21 protein-coding genes are annotated in these 20352 nt (G+C 65.2%); 18 read left to right on the forward strand and 3 right to left on the reverse strand.

The window, feature by feature from the left end; all coding sequences use genetic code 11:
• The first annotated feature begins 96 nt into the window (after positions 1–96).
• The 4 genes from dapA to QX048_RS05565 are packed head-to-tail and all read left to right on the forward strand — an operon-like array spanning position 97 to position 2545.
• Complete coding sequence (gene dapA / locus QX048_RS05550; protein ID WP_315711383.1) at positions 97–987, forward strand: 4-hydroxy-tetrahydrodipicolinate synthase; 891 nt, start codon at positions 97–99, stop codon at positions 985–987.
• 27 nt (positions 988–1014) lie between these two features.
• Positions 1015–1431 carry a large conductance mechanosensitive channel protein MscL gene (gene mscL / locus QX048_RS05555; protein WP_315827230.1) on the forward strand — a complete coding sequence of 139 codons (417 nt, stop codon included), beginning with the start codon at positions 1015–1017 and terminating at the stop codon, positions 1429–1431.
• Entirely contained in the window at positions 1431–1904 is a 474-nt protein-coding gene (gene smpB / locus QX048_RS05560) for an SsrA-binding protein SmpB (protein ID WP_315711387.1), read from the forward strand. The genes mscL and smpB overlap by 1 nt, the downstream gene beginning before the upstream one ends.
• 56 nt (positions 1905–1960) lie before the next feature.
• Complete coding sequence (locus QX048_RS05565; protein WP_315827229.1) at positions 1961–2545, forward strand: peroxiredoxin; 585 nt, start codon at positions 1961–1963, stop codon at positions 2543–2545.
• A gap of 16 nt (positions 2546–2561) precedes the next feature.
• Here QX048_RS05565 and QX048_RS05570 read toward each other — a convergent pair whose 3' ends face one another.
• A complete protein-coding gene (locus tag QX048_RS05570) occupies positions 2562–3245 on the reverse strand; it encodes a uracil-DNA glycosylase (protein ID WP_315827228.1) in 684 nt (227 codons plus the stop codon).
• The gene (locus QX048_RS05575) at positions 3226–3879 is read right to left on the reverse strand and encodes an NYN domain-containing protein (protein WP_315827227.1); all 654 of its coding nucleotides are present in this window, start codon (positions 3877–3879) and stop codon (positions 3226–3228) included. Before QX048_RS05575 ends, QX048_RS05570 begins: the two co-directional genes overlap by 20 nt.
• Before the next feature lie 347 nt (positions 3880–4226).
• Between QX048_RS05575 and rpoZ the strand changes: the two genes are divergently transcribed.
• From rpoZ to QX048_RS05640, 13 genes are all read left to right on the forward strand, one after another.
• On the forward strand, positions 4227–4619 hold the full coding sequence (gene rpoZ / locus QX048_RS05580) for a DNA-directed RNA polymerase subunit omega (protein WP_006612728.1): 393 nt from the start codon (positions 4227–4229) through the stop codon (positions 4617–4619).
• A 169-nt stretch (positions 4620–4788) separates the two neighbouring features.
• Complete coding sequence (locus QX048_RS05585) at positions 4789–7089, forward strand: bifunctional (p)ppGpp synthetase/guanosine-3',5'-bis(diphosphate) 3'-pyrophosphohydrolase (RefSeq protein WP_315711393.1); 2301 nt, start codon at positions 4789–4791, stop codon at positions 7087–7089.
• Positions 7090–7170: 81 nt separating this feature from the next.
• The gene (locus tag QX048_RS05590) at positions 7171–7953 is read left to right on the forward strand and encodes a pyridoxine 5'-phosphate synthase (protein WP_315827226.1); all 783 of its coding nucleotides are present in this window, start codon (positions 7171–7173) and stop codon (positions 7951–7953) included.
• Positions 7950–8369 carry a holo-ACP synthase gene (acpS, locus tag QX048_RS05595; protein ID WP_315711397.1) on the forward strand — a complete coding sequence of 140 codons (420 nt, stop codon included), beginning with the start codon at positions 7950–7952 and terminating at the stop codon, positions 8367–8369. Before QX048_RS05590 ends, acpS begins: the two co-directional genes overlap by 4 nt.
• Before the next feature lie 285 nt (positions 8370–8654).
• On the forward strand, positions 8655–9416 hold the full coding sequence (gene lepB, locus QX048_RS05600; protein ID WP_315711399.1) for a signal peptidase I: 762 nt from the start codon (positions 8655–8657) through the stop codon (positions 9414–9416).
• Positions 9413–10498: a ribonuclease III gene (rnc, locus tag QX048_RS05605; protein WP_315827225.1), complete on the forward strand. Its 1086-nt coding sequence runs from the start codon at positions 9413–9415 to the stop codon at positions 10496–10498. Before lepB ends, rnc begins: the two co-directional genes overlap by 4 nt.
• Positions 10488–11414 carry a GTPase Era gene (gene era / locus QX048_RS05610; protein ID WP_316159549.1) on the forward strand — a complete coding sequence of 309 codons (927 nt, stop codon included), beginning with the start codon at positions 10488–10490 and terminating at the stop codon, positions 11412–11414. Before rnc ends, era begins: the two co-directional genes overlap by 11 nt.
• A gap of 2 nt (positions 11415–11416) precedes the next feature.
• Positions 11417–11797: a hypothetical protein gene (locus tag QX048_RS05615; RefSeq protein ID WP_315711402.1), complete on the forward strand. Its 381-nt coding sequence runs from the start codon at positions 11417–11419 to the stop codon at positions 11795–11797.
• A 243-nt stretch (positions 11798–12040) separates the two neighbouring features.
• A complete protein-coding gene (gene recO / locus QX048_RS05620) occupies positions 12041–12781 on the forward strand; it encodes a DNA repair protein RecO (RefSeq protein WP_315827223.1) in 741 nt (246 codons plus the stop codon).
• A gap of 293 nt (positions 12782–13074) precedes the next feature.
• Entirely contained in the window at positions 13075–14823 is a 1749-nt protein-coding gene (locus tag QX048_RS05625) for a phospholipase D-like domain-containing protein (protein WP_315827222.1), read from the forward strand.
• Positions 14824–14853: 30 nt separating this feature from the next.
• On the forward strand, positions 14854–15900 hold the full coding sequence (locus QX048_RS05630) for a DUF2278 family protein (RefSeq protein WP_315827221.1): 1047 nt from the start codon (positions 14854–14856) through the stop codon (positions 15898–15900).
• 148 nt (positions 15901–16048) lie between these two features.
• Positions 16049–17035, forward strand: a complete 987-nt coding sequence (locus QX048_RS05635) for a glutathione S-transferase family protein (protein WP_315827220.1) — start codon at positions 16049–16051, stop codon at positions 17033–17035.
• A 9-nt stretch (positions 17036–17044) separates the two neighbouring features.
• Positions 17045–17455, forward strand: coding sequence for an ACT domain-containing protein (locus QX048_RS05640; RefSeq protein ID WP_315827219.1), 411 nt, complete (start codon positions 17045–17047; stop codon positions 17453–17455).
• A gap of 21 nt (positions 17456–17476) precedes the next feature.
• Here QX048_RS05640 and QX048_RS05645 read toward each other — a convergent pair whose 3' ends face one another.
• Positions 17477–18535, reverse strand: coding sequence for a LysR family transcriptional regulator (locus tag QX048_RS05645; RefSeq protein ID WP_315827218.1), 1059 nt, complete (start codon positions 18533–18535; stop codon positions 17477–17479).
• A 155-nt stretch (positions 18536–18690) separates the two neighbouring features.
• Between QX048_RS05645 and QX048_RS05650 the strand changes: the two genes are divergently transcribed.
• Positions 18691–20352 (forward strand): acetolactate synthase large subunit, encoded by a 1662-nt coding sequence (locus QX048_RS05650; protein ID WP_315711412.1) that lies wholly within the window; start codon positions 18691–18693, stop codon positions 20350–20352.

Here is a 20352-nt window from a genome sequence, read left to right on the forward strand (position 1 = left end):
AAGGCAGCCCAGCCGCGGGCGGGCCTTCCGCCCCGTCGGTAGACCCGGTATGAAGTGGCTCGCACAGGGGCCAAACGGCGTTTGGGAGGGAGTTTCATGGCAGCCAAGACGAATTTCCGGGGTTCTTTCACCGCCTTGGTCACTCCTTTCAAGAACGGGTCCGTGGACGAGGCCGCTTTTCGCAGCCTTGTGAACTGGCAGATCGACGAGGGCACCAACGGCCTCGTGCCGGTCGGCACGACGGGCGAGAGCCCGACGCTCAGTCATGACGAGCACAAGCGGGTGGTCGAGTGGTGCATCGCCGAGTCCCGGGGACGCGTGCCCGTCGTCGCCGGCGCCGGCTCCAATTCGACCAAGGAGGCGGTCGAGCTCGCCCAGCACGCCGAGAAGGCGGGGGCGGACGCGGTGCTGGTGGTGACGCCCTATTACAACAAGCCGACGCAGGAAGGCCTGTATCAGCACTTCAAGGCGATCAACGACGCGATCGGCATTCCGATCATCATCTACAATATTCCGCCGCGCTCGGTGATCGACATGTCCGTCGACACCATGAAGCGCCTGTTCGAGCTGAAGAACATCGCCGGCGTGAAGGATGCCACCGCGAGCATGGTGCGGGTGTCGCAGCAGCGCGCCGCGATGGGCGAGGAGTTCAACCAGCTCTCGGGCGAGGATGCGACGATCATCGGCTACATGGCGCATGGCGGCCATGGCTGCATCTCCGTCACGTCGAACGTCGCGCCGCGGCTGTGCTCGGAATTCCACCAGGCCTGGCAGAAGGGCGATGTCGCAACGGCGCTGAAGATCCACGACAAGCTGATGCCGCTGCACACCAATCTGTTCATCGAGTCCAACCCGGCCCCGGTGAAATACGCGCTGTCGCTGCTCGGCAAGATCGAGGAGAAGCTGCGGCTGCCGATGGTGCCGGTGTCGGAGCCGACCCGGGTCGCGGTGCGCGAGGCGATGGTTCATGCCGGACTGATCAACTGAGCCGGCGTATCTGAGGGGGACGCGAGCATGTTGAAGGAATTCCGTGAATTCGCGATGAAGGGCAACGTCGTCGACCTCGCCGTCGGCGTCATCATCGGCGCGGCCTTCGGCGCCATCGTCACCTCGCTCGTCGCCGATGTCATCATGCCGATCATCGGCGCCATCACCGGCGGCCTCGATTTCTCGAACTACTTCATCGCGCTGTCCAAGACGGTCAATGCGAGCAACCTTGCGGACGCGAAGAAGCAGGGTGCCGTGCTGGCCTATGGACAGTTCCTGACCTTGACCCTGAACTTCTTCATCATCGCTTTCGTGCTGTTCATGATCATCCGTGTGATAAACAGGTTGAAGCGGAACGAAGCGGCAGCCCCCGCGGCGCCGGCGAAGCCCTCGGCCGAGGTCGAGCTGTTGACCGAGATCCGTGATCTCCTGAAAAAGTCCTGATGGCTGAAAAGAACGAACCCAAGATCACGGTCGCCGCCGAGAATCGCAAGGCGCGGTTCAACTACGCGATCGAGGACACCATCGAGGCCGGCATCGCGCTGACCGGCACCGAGGTGAAGTCGGTCCGCGGCGGCAAGTCGACGATCGCGGAATCCTATGCGGATTCGCGCAACGGCGAGATCTGGCTGATCAACGCCAACATTCCCGAATATCTGCAGGCCAATCGCTTCAATCACGAGCCGAAGCGGCCTCGCAAGCTGCTGCTACATCGCAAGCAGATCAACAAGCTGATGGGCGCCGTCGAGCGCGAAGGCATGACGCTGATCCCGCTGAAGCTCTATTTCAACGAGCGGGGCCGCGCCAAGCTGCTGCTCGCCGTCGCCAAGGGCAAGAAGCTGCACGACAAGCGCGAGAGCGAGAAGAAGCGCGATTGGGGCCGCGAGAAGGGCCGGCTGCTGCGGGCGCGCGGCTAATGAGACCTTTGCCGCGCGCTCCTCGGCGGCACGCCTGAGCCTTGGGAAAGCATCCGATGAATCAGAAGAACCTCTTGGACGTCGACTGGAGCCGGATTCCGGCTCCGACCGACGACGGCGCAGCCGATCATCTGGTCGGGACGATCATTCCCGCGATCGGACTGCGTGCGACCGACGACACGCTGGTCACGTTGTCCGACCTGGCAGGACGGACCGTCGTGTTCGCCTATCCGCGGACCGGCGAACCCGGCAAGGTGTCGCTGGTCGAGGACTGGGACATGATCCCGGGTGCGCGCGGCTGCACGCCGCAGACCTGCAGCTTCCGCGACCTGTTCGGCGAGTTGAAATCGGCCGGCGCCGCGCATGTGTTCGGCCTGTCGACGCAGAGCAATGCCTATCAGACCGAGATGGCCTCGCGCCTGCACCTGCCGTTTCCGGTGCTGTCGGACGAAAAGCTCGAGCTGACCAATGCCCTGCGGTTGCCGACGATGGAGATCGCCGGGCTGACCATGATCAAGCGGCTTGCCATGATCGTGGACGACGCCCGGATCACCCACGTGTTCTATCCGGTGTTTCCACCGGATAGGAACGCGGGCGACGTGCTGGCGTGGCTGAAGGACAACCGCGCATCTGCCGCGTGAGGGTGGGGCGGCCGAACTAATCCAGATCCGCCTTCACGCGCGCGAACACGGCGTGGAACATCTCGGTCGTGAGCACGCCGGTGTTCGTATTGTAGCGTGAGCAGTGATAGCTGTCGTACAGCCGGATCCCGCCGGCCTGGTGCACGGCGCCATGGGCGAAGGGCGCCGCGACCGCGCGCAAGCCCAGCAGCTTCAGCAGCGTGTCGTGGGAGATGCGGCCGAGCGCGACGATGCTGCGCAGCCGAGGCATCGCGGCGATGGTGGCGCCGAGGAAGCTCCGGCATTGGTTGATCTCGGCCGGCAGCGGCTTGTTCTGCGGCGGCACGCAGCGCACCGCGTTGCTGATTCGGCAGTCCATCAGCGTCAGCCCGTCGTCGGGGCGGGCTTCGAAGCGGCCTTTTGCAAATCCGTAGTGCAGCAGCGTCCCGTAGAGCAGCTCCCCGGCGTAGTCGCCGGTGAACGGGCGCCCGGTGCGATTCGCACCCTGCAGCCCTGGCGCGAGGCCGACGATCAGGAGGCGCGCGTCGGAATCGCCGAACGACGGCACCGGGGCGTTGAACCATGACGGCTCACGCGCGCGCTGCGCCTCGCGGAACTCAACGAGGCGAGGGCACAGCGGACAGTCTCGATCGGGATTGGTCGAAGACGGGGCAGGCGGCGCAGGCTGAGTGCCCGTCCGCCTAGTCCTCGAAATCGTCATCGTTGGGCGTGGTGGTGGCGGTGGTCGTGGCGCGGGCGGGCGGCGTGGTCGAGCGCTGCAGGAATTGCGGGGAATGGTGGCGCGGCTCACGCGGGGCGGGGCGCTCCGACGGGTCGCGGCCGAGCTTGGACTGCAACTCCATGAGGTCGGTGAAGACGTCGGCCTGGCGGCGCAACTCGTCGGCGATCATCGGCGGCTGGCTGGAGATGGTCGAGATCACGGTGACGCGAACGCCGCGGCGCTGCATCGCTTCGACCAGCGAACGGAAGTCGCCGTCGCCCGAGAACAGCACCATCTGGTCGATATGCTCGGCGAGTTCCATGGCATCGACGGCGAGCTCGATGTCCATGTTGCCCTTGACCTTGCGCCGGCCGCTGGCGTCGATGAATTCCTTCGTCGCCTTGGTGACGACCGTATAGCCGTTGTAGTCGAGCCAGTCGATCAAGGGCCGAATCGACGAGTACTCCTGATCCTCGATGATCGCGGTGTAATAGAACGCGCGGAGCAGCGTGCCGCGGCTCTGAAATTCCTTGAGCAGGCGCTTGTAGTCAATGTCGAAGCCGAGCGTCTTGGCCGTGGCGTATAGGTTGGCGCCGTCAATGAAGAGCGCAATCTTGTTGGTCGAAGATGACATTCAGTGTCTCGCGTTCAGTTAGATTCTATTTTTGGCGCGACTCCAGTCGGTCGCGCATTCCATTTCAAGATACTGCCAAGGCGTCGGCGGTCCATCTGGTGTGAGGTTACCGCAAACAGGAGTGGTCGGGGCAACAAAGGCGCACTTGTGACGACGTAATGAAGCGTTTTCTTGTCCAAGGCCCGAATTCCACGGGTCTGGACGGAGCGCCAGTCAAGGTTGCCGAATTCGGTACTCCTTGCCCCTTACCGAACCCTGACGCCAGTTTTGCCTTGCGAAAGCCGGCCAGCCTCTATAACTAGCCCAGCATAATCAGCATATTAAGCACACAAAGGACCGGAGCGACAATGGCGCGCGTCACTGTGGAAGATTGTATCGATAAAGTCGACAACCGGTTCGACCTGGTTCTCCTGGCCGCGCATCGCGCGCGCATGATCTCATCAGGATCGCAACTTACAATTGATAGAGATAATGACAAGAATCCCGTCGTCGCACTCCGGGAAATTGCGGATTCGACCATTTCTCCCGAGGATCTGAAGGAAGAGCTGGTGCATTCGCTGCAGAAGTTCGTCGAGGTCGACGAGCCGGAGCCGGACACGGTGCCGCTGATCGGCTCGGCCGGTGCCAGCGTCGATGCCGACGACACCGAGGTCGCCGTCGAGCGCATGACCGAGGAAGAGCTGCTGAAGGGCCTCGAGGGCCTCGCTCCGCCGGAAGAGCAGCCGGAAGAGGACGAGTGACGGTCTCGTCACCGTCAGCGCGAGCTCCAGCTAACTTGTGAGAATGTGAAGGCCCGGACCACGTCCGGGCCTTTGCATTTGAACGTGATTCCGTGATTACCATAGGGCTGCGCCAAGCGCCTGCCATCCGGCAGATTTGGTCACGAAGATAAAGGTTTAGTCATTTTCCATGGTGGTTTCGGGCCACACTCCTCAGCAGATGCAGGCGGCGGCCGAATCGGCCGCGTTGGCGCCTCCGCCGCCGGCTGAGCGGCCGCGGCCGCCGAAGCCGCGCTCCCGCATGATGCGGCAGTACGATCTCGTGGAACGGGTCCGCTCCTACAATCCGGATACGAACGAGGATCTGCTCAACCGCGCCTACGTGTACGCCATGAAGGCGCATGGGTCGCAGACCCGCGCGTCGGGCGACCCGTATTTCACGCATCCGCTCGAGGTCGCGGCCATTTTGACCGACCTGAAGCTGGACGACGCCACCATCGTCGCGGCGCTGCTGCACGACACGATCGAGGACACCGAGGCGACCCGTGCCGAGATCGACCGCTTCTTCGGCCCCGAGATCGGTGCGCTCGTCGAAGGCTTGACCAAGCTGAAGCGGCTCGAGCTGGTCTCGCGCGAGGCCAAGCAGGCCGAGAATCTGCGCAAGCTCCTGCTGGCGATCGCCGACGACGTGCGTGTGCTGCTGGTCAAGCTCGCGGATCGCTTGCATAACATGCGCACGCTGGAGTTCGTGCCGGAGGCATCGCGGCGGCGGATTGCCGAGGAGACGCTCGACATCTACGCGCCGCTGGCGGGCCGGATGGGCATGCAGGAGATGCGCGAGGAACTCGAGGATCTCTCGTTCCGGACGCTCGACCCGCAGGCCTATAGCGTGGTGATGCAGCGGCTCGATGCGCTGGCGGAGCGCAACCGCAACCTGATCGGCGAAATCGAGAGCCAGCTGGCCCGCAAGTTTCGCGAACACGGCCTCACCGCGCGGGTGTTCGGCCGCCGCAAGCGGCCGTTCTCGATCTGGACCAAGATGGAACGCAAATCCATCGGCTTCGAGCAGCTGTCCGACATCTTCGGCTTTCGCGTCATCATGCCGGATCTGGAATCCTGCTATCGTGCGCTCGGTATCGTGCATACGACCTGGCCTGTCGTGCCCGGCCGCTTCAAGGACTACATCTCGACGCCGAAGCAGAACGACTATCGCTCGATCCACACGACCGTGATCGGCCCGGGCAAGCAGCGCGTCGAGCTGCAGATCCGCACCGAGGAGATGGATCAGATCGCCGAACTCGGCATCGCCGCCCACGCCTTCTACAAGGACGACCTCGCCTCGCCGACGGAACGGCTGAAGCGCGAATCGAACGCCTTCGCCTGGCTCCGCCACACCATCGGCATCCTTTCGGAGAGCGCCAACCCCGAAGAGTTCCTCGAGCACACCAAGCTCGAGCTGTTTCACGATCAGGTGTTCTGCTTCACGCCGAAGGGCAAGCTGATCGCGCTGCCACGCCACGCAAACGTGATCGACTTCGCCTATGCCGTGCATACCGACGTCGGCAACAGCGCCGTCGGCTGCAAGATCAACGGCAAGTTCGCGGCGCTGTCGTCGGAGCTGCAGAACGGCGACGAGGTCGAAGTGCTGACGTCGGATGCGCAGTCGGCGCCGCCCTCGGCCTGGGAGACGCTCGCCATCACCGGTAAGGCACGCGCCGCCATCCGGCGCGCCACCCGAACCGCCGTGCGCGATCAATATGCCGGGCTGGGCCGGCGCATCGTCGAACGCCTGTTCGAACGGACCAAGCTCGAATATGCCGACGACAAGCTCAAGGGCGCGCTGCCGCGTCTGGCGCGCGCCTCGATCGAGGACGTGATGGCGGCGGTCGGCCGCGGCGAGATCAAGGCCTCCGACGTCGCGCGCGCGATGTATCCGGACTACAAGGAAGAGCGCGTCGTGCGCTACGGCGCCAAGAAGACGGCCGCCGCGCCGGCGGCCAAGGCTGCCGCGCCCGCGGCCGAGCCTCATCGCGGCCCGTTCGCCATCCCGATCAGCGGGCTCAATTCCGGCCTGCCGGTGAAGTTCGCGCCGAACGGTGGCGCCGTGCCGGGCGACCGCATCGTCGGCATCGTGACGCCGGGCGAGGGGATCACGATCTATCCGATCCAGTCGCCGGCGCTGAAGGATTTCGAGGAGGAGCCGGAGCGCTGGCTCGACGTGCGCTGGGATGTCGACGAGACCTCGCCGCAGCGCTTTCCGGCGCGCATTCGCGTCGAGAACGTCAACGAGCCCGGCAGCCTCGCCCAGGTCGCCACCGTGATCGCCGAGCATGACGGCAACATCGACAACATCAGCATGAGCCGCCGCTCGCCTGACTTCACCGAGCTCACGATCGATCTCGAGGTCTACGACCTCAAGCATCTCTCGGCGATCATCAACCAGTTGCGCGCCAAGACCATCGTGGCGCGGGTCGACCGGGTGAATGGCTAATCTGCGGGGATGGCTGCGGCGTTCTGCTTCGGGATGCGCTAAACAAGCCGAAGTCTATTCGAAAGTCCTGCGAGCCGGCCCATGTCCGATCCGTCGAAGTCACATCCTCCGAAGCTGCGCCTCGGCGTCAACGTCGACCACATCGCCACCTTGCGAAATGCCCGCGGCGGCCGCAGCCCCGATCCGGTGCGCGCCGCGCTGCTCGCGATCGAGGCCGGGGCCGACGGCATCACGGCGCATCTGCGCGAGGACCGCCGGCACATCCGCGACGACGACATGGCGCGGCTGAAGGCCGAGATCTCCAAGCCGCTGAACTTCGAGATGGCGGCCACCGAGGAGATGGTGCGGATCGCGCTCGCGACGCGCCCGCATGCCTGCTGCCTGGTGCCGGAGCGGCGCGAGGAGCTGACCACCGAGGGCGGCCTCGACGTGGTCGGCCAGCACAAGGCGCTGGCGCCGGCGATCGCCCGGCTGAGCGATGCCGGCATCCGGGTGTCGCTGTTCATCGCCGCCGACCCGGCGCAGATCGAGATGGCGGCGCGACTGCGCGCGCCCGTGATCGAGATCCACACCGGCGGCTGGTGCGATGCCATCACCGACGGCCACCACGACAAGGCGGAGGTGGAGTGGGAGCGGATCGTGACCGGCGCCCGGCAGGCCTATGCGGCCGGGCTCGAGGTCCATGCCGGCCACGGGCTCGACTATGTCACCGCCGAGCGGATCGCGGCGTTGCCGGAGATCGTCGAACTCAACATCGGCTACTTCATGATGGGGGAGGCGCTGTTCGTGGGCCTCGCCGAGACCGTCCGGACCATGCGCGCGGCCATGGATCGTGGCCGGGCGCGGCTGGGGACATCGGCATGATCATCGGCATCGGCTCCGACCTGATCGACATCCGCCGCGTGGCTGAGGTGATGGACCGGCACGGCGAGCGCTTCCTGAACCGGATCTTCACCGCGGCCGAGCGCGCCAAGGCCGAGCGGCGGGCCAAGAACGAGAAGATGGTGGTCGCCACCTACGCCAAGCGGTTCGCCGCCAAGGAGGCCTGCGCCAAGGCGCTCGGCACCGGCATCCGTCACGGGGTGTGGTGGCGCGACATGGGCGTCGTCAATCTGCCCGGCGGCCGGCCGACCATGCAGCTCACGGGTGGCGCAGCCGAACGGCTGAAGGCGCTGACCCCCGAGGGCCACGAGCCGCGCATCGACCTGTCGATCACCGACGACTGGCCGCTGGCGCAAGCCTTCGTCATAATTTCGGCGGTGCGCCGCGAGACATCCTGAAGGGCGGCCGCCCGCAGGAAAAACAAAAATGCGATCGATTCCAGCAAGTTATGTAGTTTTGATACGGCGATTGATTGCGCGGCCCCGCGCAGTCGTCTAAAACCCGCCGGGATCGAACCGGCTGCATCACGGGCGGATTCTGGGTCAAACCGGAGTTGGCCTTAACCACCAGAATCAGGACAGACTCCCTTAAGCCGCGGAACGGTATGGTGTTCGCGGACGGAGGGGTGTTCGGCAACGGCTGGCGAATCGTCGGACCATTCGCCAAGGGACATTGAAAGAGCGATGAGCGTGACCTCCGGAACCAAGACTGAGAGCGGCCTCGGTGAAACCGTTCGTGTCGTCGTTCATGCGCTGCTGATCGCGTTGGTGATCCGCACCTTCCTATTCCAGCCGTTCAACATCCCCTCGGGATCGATGAAGGCGACCCTGCTGGTCGGCGACTATCTGTTCGTATCGAAATATTCGTACGGCTATAGCCACTACTCGATTCCGCTGTCGCCCCCGATTTTCTCGGGCCGCATCTTCGGCTCGGAGCCGAACCGCGGCGACATCGTCGTGTTTCGTCTGCCCAAGGACGATACCACCGACTACATCAAGCGCGTGATCGGCCTGCCTGGCGACCGCATCCAGGTGCGCGAAGGGCTGCTCTACATCAACGACAAGCCGGTGCAGCGCGAGCGGCTCTCCGATTTCATCGGCGAGGATCCCTGCGGGCAGCCGGACTCGACCGCGCGCGTCAAGCGCTGGAAGGAGACCCTGCCGAACGGCGTCAGCTATGAGACGCTGGACTGTGTCGACAACGGCTATGTCGACAACACCGCAGTGTATACCGTGCCGGCCGGCAACTTCTTCATGATGGGCGACAACCGCGACAACTCGACCGACAGCCGCTTCCTCAGCCAGGTCGGCTACGTGCCGTTCGAGAACATCGTCGGCCGTGCGCAGCTGATCTTCTTTTCCATTGCCGAAGGCGAGCATGCCTGGGCGTTCTGGCGCTGGCCGGTATCGGTGCGCTGGAATCGAATCTTCAAATTCGTGCGATGATCGACGACTCACCCGAAATCCAGACCACGCAGGCTGCCGCATCGAGCCCGCAACCCGGCACGGGTGCGCTGGAGGCAACGCCCAAGGCCGCGTCGCGGCCGAAGTCCGAGATCAAGCCTGAGCAGAAGAGCGAGCCCAAGACCGAGCTCAAGACCGAGCCAAAGGCCGATTCCAAGACCGACGCGAAGCCGGTCTCCAAGCCAGACATGAAGACCGTCGAGTCCGAATCGGTGCCCGCTCGCCCGACCGAGGATGGGGCGGACCCGACCGCGCTCGTTGCCGAGGCCGATTCCGACGGCAAGCCGCGCAGCAAGGCGAAGGGCGGTCGCCGTACCAAGAGCGCGGGGACCAGCGCCGCCAAGGGCGCCAAGGCCGCGGACAAGGCCGCCAATGCCGCGATCGAGGCGCGCATCGGCCATCACTTTGCCGATCCGTCGCTGCTCAGCACCGCTTTTACCCACGTCTCGGCGCTGAAATCGTCCAAGAAGCGCGGCGACAGCTATCAGCGGCTCGAATTCCTCGGCGATCACGTGCTCGGCCTGATTGTGTCCGACATGCTGTACCGCTCGTTTCCGAGCGCGGACGAGGGCGAGCTGTCGAAGCGGCTCGCCGATCTCGTGCGCAAGGAGAGCTGTGCCGACGTCGCCAAGTCGCTCGGCCTGCTCGACGACATCAAGCTCGGCGCGGTCGGCGCCGGCGCCGGGGCGCGGTTGCGCAAGTCGGTGCTGGGCGACGTCTGCGAGGCGGTGATCGGCGCGATCTTCCTCGACGGCGGCTACACGGCCGCCGCTGGATTCGTCGAGCGCAACTGGACCGAGCGCATGCACAAGCCGCGGCGCCCGCTCCGCGATCCGAAAACGGTGCTGCAGGAATGGGCGCAGGGCAAGGGCCTGCCGACCCCGGTGTACCGGGAGGTGGAGCGCACCGGCCCGCATCACGATCCGCAGTTCCGTGTCGCCGTCGACCTGCCGGGGCTGGAGCCGGCCGAAGGCATCGGCGGCTCCAAGCGGGCGGCAGAAAAGGTGGCGGCATCGGTCATGATCGAGCGCGAAGGCGTCAGCGGCGGCAGCAATGACGGCTGAACAACAATCGGTGCCGGCTGCCGGGACCCGCTGCGGTTTCGTCGCGCTGATCGGCGCGCCCAATGTCGGCAAATCGACGCTCGTCAACGCGCTGGTCGGCTCCAAGGTCACGATCGTCTCGCGCAAGGTACAGACGACGCGGGCACTGATCCGCGGCATCGTCATCGAAGGCGCGTCTCAGATCATCCTGGTCGACACCCCCGGCATTTTCGCGCCGAAGCGCAGGCTGGACCGCGCCATGGTCACGACGGCCTGGAGCGGGGCGCATGATGCCGATCTCGTCTGCGTGCTGCTCGATGCCAAGAAGGGCATCGACGACGAGGCGCAGGCCATCATCGACAAGGCGGCTGCGGTCGCGCACGAGAAGATCCTGGTGGTCAACAAGGTCGACCTGGTGCCGCGCGAAAAGCTGCTGGCGCTGGTCGCGGCTGCCAACGAGAAGCTGCCGTTCGCGCGCACCTTCATGATCTCGGCGATCTCCGGCGACGGGGTCGACGATCTCAGGCGGGCCTTGGCGGAGATGGTGCCGCCCGGTCCGTTTCACTATCCCGAGGACCAGATGTCGGACGCGCCGATGCGGCACCTCGCGGCCGAGATCACCCGTGAGAAGATCTATTCGCATCTGCATCAGGAGCTGCCCTACCAGTCCACGGTCGAGACCGACAGCTGGACCGAGCGCAAGGACGGCTCGATCCGCATCGAGCAGACGATCTTCGTGGAGCGGGACAGCCAGCGCAAGATCGTGCTCGGCAAGGGCGGTGCGACGATCAAGTCGATCGGCGCGCAGGCGCGCAAGGAAATCGCAGAGATCACCGGCGTGCCGGTGCACCTGTTCCTGTTCGTGAAGGTGCGTGAGAACTGGGGCGATGATCCCGACCGCTACCGGGAGATGGGGCTCGAGTTCCCCAGGGAATGACAATGAGCGTGCCGCGCAACGTGTTGTGGTTCGAAGTGCTGCTCTACATCTCGCTGATGCTGGACGCGCTGTCGGTTGCGGTCTCCGACCGGACGCCGACCTTCGACGTAACCGAGGACATGATCACCACGCAGACCGTGCTCAACGGGGTGGTCATCCTGCTGCTGTTCTATTTCGTCTATCTGGCGGCGCAGCGCCGCAGGAACTGGCCGCGCTGGGTGCTGCTGGGGGCGCTGGTGCTGTCCGACATCTTCCTGGTGCAGGTGATCGGGCAGAAGGGCATGACGCTCGATGCCGGCATCGAGGTCATTTCCTGCGCGCTGACGACGATGGGCTTGTACTATTCGTTCACGGGCGATGCGCGCGGCTGGTTCAACGCGTGATGGATGGAATGCAGATTGCGGGGTGGGCAAGCGCAGCGCGCCCCCCTGCGTTTGGCGCTTAACGATCATTCCGTCATTGCGAGCGCAGCGAAGCAATCCAGGGCTGCGCGTGAAACTCTGGATTGCTTCGCTGCGCTCGCAACGACGGTGTTTGTGGCGGCAGCACGCGCGAGCAACGTTGGAGCTTGATCGTCGACTGGCGCTCACGGCTTGGCGTCTGCGAGTGGTGGAGATCCCACACCGATGGAATGGACCGACGATGGCATCGTGCTGGGCGTGCGGCGGCACGGCGAATCCTCGGCGGTCGTCGAGCTGCTGACCCGCGAGCATGGCCGGCATCTCGGTCTCGTGCGCGGGGCGAGCGGCAAGCGCATGCGGCCGGTGCTGCAGCCGGGCAACACGGTGCGCGCGATCTGGCGCGCGCGGCTCGACGAGCATCTCGGCATGTACGCCATCGACGCGCTGACCTTGCGGGCGGCGGGGCTGATCTCCGCGCAACACGGCGCCTACGGCGTGACGCATCTTGCCTCGCTGGCCCGGCTGTTGCCGGAGCGCGATCCGCACGAAGACATGTACCTGCGGCTCGAACATGCGCTCGATGATTTCGAGGATGCGGGCGGCGCCGCCGCCCACATCGTGCGCTTCGAACTGGCGATCCTCGCCGAACTCGGCTTCGGGCTCGATCTCGACTCTTGCGCTGCGACCGGCGAGACCTCGGACCTGATCTACGTATCGCCGAAGTCGGGCGGCGCGGTGTCGCGCACGGCCGGGGCGCCATGGGCCGACCGGCTGCTGCCGCTGCCGCCCTTCCTGCGCGAGAGCGAGCAGGGCCATGGCTGGTCGCAGCAGGATCTGCTCGACGGTTTCCGGCTGACCGGCATGTTCCTTCTCCGTCACGTGTTGGAGCCGCGCGGGCAGGGCCATTCCGACGCCCGCGAGGGCTTCATCAACGCCGTGACGCGGGCAAGGCCCGCCTCGCGATAGGGCTCGTTTTCGACGTTCGTCGTCATGCGCCCGCGCGCTCGTTCGCCAACGTCGAGACTGACGACACACGCGCCGGCATCACGGCAAAGCTGATCCGGATACCGTCTCCGACTGTGACGTCATTCACATCCGCCTTCACATGACCGACGTAGGATCATGCAACAATCCTGGTTGATGAACATTTTCACATCATTTTGAAGTTGCGTCGTCCGCGGCTCATGGCGAAGATTGCAGCCCTTCGGCGAGATGCGTTTCGTGCGCGCCTTTTTTCATCACCGTGGGGCATTTCGATCATGAGCGATTTCGAGAACAGCAAATCCAGCAACGGGTTCACGTCCAAGCTGTGGCGTGGAGAGCGCATGACGATGATCGGCTTCGACGTCGCCGAGCCCGAACCCGATCTTGTCGGATTCTCGATCGAGGTGAAGTCGCCGGGCGCGCGGGATTTTTCCCAGTTGCGCAACAGGATCGCGTTTTCCTATCCGGCCGGGGCCGGCGCGGAGGTCGACGGCAACCGGAATTTCCCGTCGACCGAGGCACCGTTCCAGAAATTCCGCTGGATCCACTTTCCCTACCGGCCCAAGGATGGCGTCTATACGTATCGCGTCGCCAAGCAGCACATGCGCAACGACGGCACGCTCGTGGCAGGGACCAGCCTCACGCTCGACATTGCGCAGAGCGCGGTCACCTATGATGGCCTCATCGACATCGGTTTCACCCGCAACTTCGCCTCGTCTCAGGCCTATCGCGATCAGTTCGGCAACAATGCCGAGATCATCCCCGTCGAGAGCCGCGACGGGCCGAGCTTCGAGAAGCTCGACCTCGCCAACGAGGCCGGCGACAGCGTCTATGAGTGGCTGGGGTTCGAGGCCTACGACCTCCTGTTCGGCTTTTTGAAAGACGCCCTGGCGGATCCCGGGCTCACGCTCGACGTGATGGCCTATGACCTCAATGAGCCCGACGTGATCGGCCTGCTGGAGCAGTTCGGTCCGCGGCTGCGCGCGATCATCGACGACTCCAACGCCAAGGATAACAGCCACAAGCTGCCCGGCAGCGCGGAATCGCGCAGCGCCAAGCGCTTCAAGCAGGCGGGTGCTGCCGTGCTGCGCACGCATTTCAGCAATCTCCAGCACAACAAGGTCCTGATCACGCGCCGCAACGGCAAGCCCGAGAAGGTGCTGTGCGGCTCGACCAATTTCACGTTCCGCGGCCTCTATATTCAGGCCAACAACATGCTGGTCTTTCATTCGCCTGATGTCGCCGGGCTGTTCGGCGAGATGTTCGACATCGCCTTCGAGGACCCCTCGCTCTTCCGGAAGAATGATTTCTCCAAGAAATGGCACGCCGTCCATTCCGAGGGAAAGCCCACCGTGCAGCTCTGCTTCTCGCCGCACCAGGCCACCGATCTCTCGCTCAATCCGATCCGGGCCGCGATCGATCAGGCCACCTCGTCGGTGTTCTACTCGGTCGCGTTTCTGAGCCAGCTCGGCGACGGTCCGACCAAGGAGGCGTTCGACCGCGTGATGGAGCGGCCGATCTTCAGCTACGGCACGGTCGACAAGCGCGGCGCCCTGGAGCTGCGCAAGCCCGACGGCTCGATCGGTCTCGTCGATTTCGCCTATCTCGCCAGCAAGGCGCCGGAGCCGTTCCGCAGCGAATGGTCCGGCGGCAAGGGCCGCAACATCCATCACAAATTCCTGGTGACCGATTTCAGCCTGCCGACAGCGAAAGTGTTCACCGGATCGAGCAACTTCTCGCCGAGCGGCGAGAAGGGCAACGGCGACCATCTCATCATGATCGAGGACCGAAAGATCGCGACCTCCTATGCGATCGAGGCCACCCGCGTGTTCGATCACCTGCAGTTTCGCAATCGGATGCGCGACGCGTTCCACGGCAAGTCCGAGCGGCAGCGCGCTGCATCCGCGCCTGCCGCGATCACGCTGCGCAAGCCGACCGCATTGTCCGGCAAGCCGGCCTGGTTCGAGCGCTTCTATGTCGAGGGGTCGCAGGCTGAACGCGATCGATTGCTGTTCTCGTCCTAGATGTCGCTACGGACAGAGTTGGAGACGACCATGCCATTGAATGACTATTCGCTTCTCAAGGGTCGGCCCATCAACAATCGTCTGGCGACGGGAAGCAGTCCGCACTATCAGGTGCAGGTCTCGGCCGGCGGTGAGCTCTATCGGATCGCCATCAATGTCCGCTCCCAGGATGGCAGCGAGGTCGAATTCCTGGTCCGCTCGCGCTTCGAACATCCAATCGTCGACGACCTGAAGGCGTTTTCGGAAGGGCTGCATCCGTTGGAGAGCAAGCCCGGCGGCGTGGCGCTCGATTTCATCCGGGGCAATCTGATGCAGCCATGGGAGCTGAAGCCGCTGCCGCTGTCGGCCGCGGGCCCCGACAACGATCTCAACGAGAAGATCGACGCCTACGTTCAGCGCGCCATGTCCGACGAGACGGCTCTCATCTATGCCTTCGGCGTCGCATGGGGACCGGAGGAGAAGGCGGACCGCTATTTCGGCTTCAAGCCCGGCCGCGGTATCCACGACATCCATTTCAACCAGGGCAATCCGCCCGGCCAATATGCCAAGGACAACGGTCCCTGGCAGGATGGCGGACTGCTCTTCGAGTTTCCCGACCAGCAGCAATGGGTCGCCATCTTCCTGAAATTCCAGACCCAGGCCTGGCATTCGGACGATGCCAGCGGAGGGGTCATCCTTCCGCCCGATCCCGATTACCCGAACGCGCCGCATACGCCTCCCGACCGCGACCACATTCCGCCGCTCGACGTGCCCGACGGGCTGGTGCGGATCATCGCGGCCTATGTCAACGACGTGCGCACGCCGGAGCACGAGACGGTCACGCTGCTGAACACCGCCGATGTCGACGTCGATCTCACCGGCTGGCAGATCAAGGACAAGCAGAAGAACGCCATGCAACTGAGCGGCATGATCGGGCGCGGCGCCACCCTGGTGGTGCCCATCGTCGCGCCGGTCGCGCTGTCGAACCGGGGCGGCATCATCACGCTGTTGAATGCCGCGGGCGTGAAGGTGCACGGCGTCTCCTATACGCGGGAACAGGCGGCGCAGCCGGGGCGCACCATCCCGTTCCAGTCGTGACCGCGTGTTCGGCGGAGCCGTCTTCTCGGAGCGTGCTCTCTGCTGGCGCAGCGGCGGGGTGACGTGTACTCCTGTCACGTAAGGGCCCAGGCGAAGGGGCTGCAGGTTGCAGTCCTGCGCACAGGCCACGGTGTGAGAGGAGAGCGTCATGGGAGTCCTGGTCGACGGCCAATGGCACGACGTCTGGTACGACACGGCGGCGTCCGGCGGCCGTTTCATCCGCAAGGATTCGGCGTTCCGCAGCTTCATCACGGCTGACGGCCGTCCGGGCCCATCCGGCACCGGCGGCTTCGAGGCCGAAGCGGGCCGCTATCATCTCTATGTCAGCCTGGCCTGCCCGTGGGCTCACCGCACCCTGATCATGCGCGCGCTGAAGGGGCTCGATGACATGATTTCGGTATCGGTCGTGCACTGGCTGATGCGCGAGCAGGGCTGGACGTTTGCCGAGGGTCCGGGCGTCGTGGCCGACAGCGTCAATCACGCCGGCCTTCTGCATCAGGTCTACACCGCCGCGGAGCCGCGTTATTCCGGCCGCGTCACCGTGCCCGTGCTCTGGGACAAGCAAAACCGCACCATCGTCAACAACGAGTCGTCAGAGATCATCCGCATGCTGAACTCGGCGTTCGACGGCGTCGGCGCCAGGCAAGGCGACTATTATCCGCAAGCCCAGCGCGATGAGATCGACGCCATCAATGCGCGCGTCTACGATACGCTGAACAACGGCGTCTACAAATGCGGCTTCGCGACCACGCAATCCGCCTATGAGGAGGCGATCGGCCCGCTGTTCGCCACGCTCGACTGGCTGGAGGAGCGGCTGTCGGCGCGCCGCTTCCTGCTCGGCGACACCATGACCGAGGCCGACATCCGGCTGTTCACGACGCTGATCCGCTTCGATGCCGTCTATGTCGGCCACTTCAAGTGCAACATCCGCCGCATCGCCGACTATCGGCATCTTTCAGCCTACACGCGCGATCTCTACCAATGGCCGGGGATCGCCGCGACAGTGAATTTTGAGCACATCAAGCGGCACTACTACGAGAGCCATCGCACCATCAATCCGACCGGCATCGTCCCGGTCGGGCCGCGGCAGGATTTCACCGCGCCGCACGACCGTGCGCGCCTCGCCGGGTCCTGACGAGCTCCGATGTCCGGCGAGCGCGATCTCGACACGCTGCTGCGCACGATGTCGCCGGAGCTGCAGGATGGCGTCTTCGTGTTCTGCACGCTCAGCGCCAGCGATGCGATGGCCGCGATGCTGTCGCCGCTGATGCTGTTCCGGGAGCGCGAGGGTGACACTCTCATCGTCCGGCGCGAGGACGCCGAACGGGCAGGGCTGGCGTATCGCTTCACCTCGCGCCTGATCACGCTGTCGGTGCTATCAGCGCTCGACGCGGTGGGCTTCCTCGCCAGGGTGACAGCGGCGCTGGCTGCTGCTGGCATCAGTGTCAACGCGGTCTCGGCCTTTCATCATGATCACCTGTTCGTACCCGAAGCGCAGGCAGAGCAGGCAATGCGGGTTCTGGAGGAGATGTCGCGCCGCGCGGCCGTCGGATGATGGCGCAGGGCCACGCCCCGGTCAGGCTTTGCTCCTGGTATGACTTCGCGACCGGTTGCGCTGGGGTGCACCCGGCTTCTTGCGTGATCTCGGCCGAGATCGATGCGCGTTGCGTGCGGCGCGCGGAGCCGGCGGCCGGCGCGGTCCGGTCAGCATTTGCGCGGCTTGCGCGCGCACCATGTCCATCAGCATCATCGCCGCCGGCGACAGGGTGCGGCCCTTTAGGCGCAGGATGCCGAACTGCGCCAGCAGCAGGTCGGATGCGCGCGGCTCTTTCAGCTCGGCCACATTGAGCCGGACCAGCTGACCGGAGGCCAGCTCGTGGGTGACGACCGCATCCCCCGCGACGAGCACGACGTCCGAGCGGACCGCCATTTGCACCAGCAGGCCGGCGTTCTCGGATTCGAGGGCGACATTGAAACCGCGTCCCCGTGGCGCGGCGATCAGGTCGTCCAGCCGCCGGCTGAAGTCCGGCGGCAGCGCGACGGAGGCGAAGTGCTGGCCGGCCAGATCGCGCGCCGACAGCTCCCGTCGCCCCGCCAACGGATGGGTCGGCCGGCAGTAGAAGTAGCCGGGAAGGCTTCCGAGCGGCTCGAGGTCCAGGCTGTCGTCGGTCCTGATGTCGGTGATGTGCGCCAGGAAGAAATCGAGCTTGCCTTGTTGCAGCACGTCCATCAGGGCGCGCCAATTGTCCTGCACCAGCTTGATGCGCACGGATGGATGCTCGGCATACAGCTGCGCCATCGCATCCGGCAGCAGCACTAGGCCCGTGAACGCGCCGACGCCCACCGTCACCTGGCCGGCATCGCCCGAGCGCAACAGCCGCATCTCGCGGCCGAGATCGTCGGCGCCCGACAACAGCGAGCGGGCCCGCGCCACCAGCCGTTCGCCGACCGCCGTGATCTCCACCGAGCGCGAGCTGCGGTCGAACAGCCGCATCCCCGCTTCGTCCTCCAGGGTCTGCAGGCTGCGGCTCAGCGCCGACTGGGTGACATGGGCGCGCTTGGCGGCCCGGGCGAAATGCCGCTCTTCCGCGAGGTAGACCAGCTGCTGCAACTGACGCAACGTTGGTGTGTGCATCGATGATCCCAGCTCATTGATCAAAGCATAACAATTCATTGGATTTCTGAGACCGTCAATTCCAAAATGGCACAAATACAAACAGGGGAAATGCCATGGCGGGGCCGGCCAAGTCGCCCCGAGCTGCGGCAGTTTCCCCGCAACAGGCTTTTCTCATGCCCAACGGCGCACAAGCTCTGATACGGACCCTGGTCAATTCCGGCATTCGGGTCTGCTTCACCAATCCTGGCACCTCCGAGATGCATTTCGTCGCGGCGCTGGACTCCGCGCCGGAGATGCGCGCCGTGCTGTGCCTGTTCGAAGGGGTGGCGACCGGTGCGGCGGACGGCTACGCCCGGATGACCGGCACGCCCGCGGCAACGCTGCTGCATCTCGGTTGCGGCCTCGGCAACGGCCTCGCCAATCTGCACAATGCGCGCAAGGGCAAGGTGCCCGTCGTCAACATCGTCGGCGACCACGCCACCTATCATGTCCCGTATGACGCGCAGCTCCAGTCCGATATCGAGACCGTCGCGCGCAACGTCTCGCCGGAATTCGTCTGGACCTCGCAGGTGACGTCGGAGCTGTGCCGCGATGCGGTGGCGGCCGTGAAGGCGGCGTGCTCCTGGCCCGGACAGGTCGCGACGCTGATCCTGCCGGCCGACGTGTCCTGGGGTGAGGGCGGCGTCGCCGAGCCGGCGCCGGTGATCGAGCCGCCGGCGCCTGCGGACGATGCGACCGTGCAGGCCGTCGCCGAGGCGATCAGGGCGGGCGGCCGCAGCGCTTTTCTACTCGGAGGCACGGCGCTGCACGAGGAGTCGCTGCTGGCGGCCGCGCGCATCGCCGCGACCTGCGGTGTGAAAGTCTATGCCGAAACGTTTCCGACACGCATGCAGCGTGGAGCGGGCCTGCCGGCCGTCGAGCGGATCGCCTATCTCGCCGAGATGGCGCAGATCCAGCTCAAGGAGATCGACACCCTGATCCTGGTCGACGCCAAGGCGCCGGTGTCGTTCTTCGCCTATCCCGGCAAGAAGAGCTATCTGCCGCATGACGGCTGCAAGGTGCTGACCTTGTCGACGCCGGCGCAGCACGCCGCGTGCAGCCTGACCAGGCTTGCCGCCGCCCTGGAGGCCGGGCGCGCCACGCCGGCATTGTCGCCGGCCTCGCGGCCCGGGCGTCCGCGCGGCAAGAAGCTGACCGCGGAAAAGGTCTGCAAGGCCGTTGGTCACCTCCTGCCCGAGAACGCCATCATCATCGACGAGGCGATCAGCTCCGGCCTGATGCTGTCGAAATTCACCGCGGGCGCGCCGCGCCACGATCTGATCACTTTGACCGGCGGCGCCATCGGGCAGGGGCTGCCGAATGCGATCGGGGCGGCGATCGCCTGTCCCGACCGGCCGGTGATCGCGCTGATCGGCGACGGCAGCTCGATGTACACGATCCAGTCGCTGTGGACGATCGCGCGCGAGCGGCTCAACGTCACCGCCATCATCTTCAACAACGCCTCCTACTCGGTGCTCAACGTCGAGCTGGAACGGGTCGGCGCCGAGGAGATCGGACCGAAGGCGCGGGCGCAGCTCGACCTGCACGGGCCGGTCCTCAAGCTCGCGCAGATCGCCGACGGCATGGGCGTGCGATCGACCCGCGTCACCACGCCGGACGAACTCACCAGCGCCTTGCAGGGGGCGCTGGCGCGGCCGGGGCCCCATCTGATCGAGGCGATGGTGCCGCCGGCGCTGACCGGCCTCAAGCTGAAGCTCCTGCCGCACCTCCTGGGATCGCTCGACCGCGTTCCGCTGCCGGTGGCGCGGATGCTCAAGCGCAAGATCGCGCCGTGA

The organism is Bradyrhizobium sp. SZCCHNS30572 (assembly GCF_032484415.1).
In the GTDB taxonomy this organism is placed as follows: domain Bacteria; phylum Pseudomonadota; class Alphaproteobacteria; order Rhizobiales; family Xanthobacteraceae; genus Bradyrhizobium.